Below are 458 nucleotides of genomic sequence, written 5' to 3'. Positions count from 1 at the left end.
GTACGAACTCCTTTCGTGGTTGCAGACACCCCATGCAGGGCCTACCGCAACCTCCAGCGAAGCGAGGAGTTGAGGTAGGCCCTGCATGAAGCTCGACGTCCGCAAGCACACGCAGGGTCCGGAGAGTTCAAGGCGCAGCGGGCTGTGCCTGAGCCATCGAGGTTTCCCTCTGGCCCTTCTGGAATTTCAGTTCGCCAGCACGAACTTCAAAGCCCAGGGCATAGCCACAGAGCTCATCAAAAATGGTTTTCCAGATACCACCACCGGTGGCGATGGCATCTGGAAAACCAGCCCCCGCGGGGGCTTGGTTTGGTCACGCGGAGTCGGCTGACGCCTCCCGCTTCGCTTTCTCCGCAGAAGCGGACGCATGCATCTTGGCCAACACGGTCTGCATCAGCTCCCTGGCGATATCCGCGTAGGGTCCGACGTAAGTCGGTGGGGTTGAGCCCTGCCGATGC

The 458-nt window shown here is 60.9% G+C and carries 1 protein-coding gene; it reads left to right on the top strand.

From position 1 onward, the window contains the following. Positions 1-85: 85 nt before the first annotated feature. Positions 86-331, top strand: coding sequence for a hypothetical protein (locus GVL03_RS20010; RefSeq protein ID WP_159502646.1), 246 nt, complete (start codon positions 86-88; stop codon positions 329-331). The last annotated feature ends 127 nt before the right edge of the window (positions 332-458 follow it).

Source organism: Microbacterium sp. 18062 (assembly GCF_902706225.1).
Classification (GTDB): domain Bacteria; phylum Actinomycetota; class Actinomycetes; order Actinomycetales; family Microbacteriaceae; genus Microbacterium.
The sequence above is the reverse complement of the archived record's forward strand: the minus strand, read 5'-3'. Positions and strand labels throughout refer to the sequence as shown.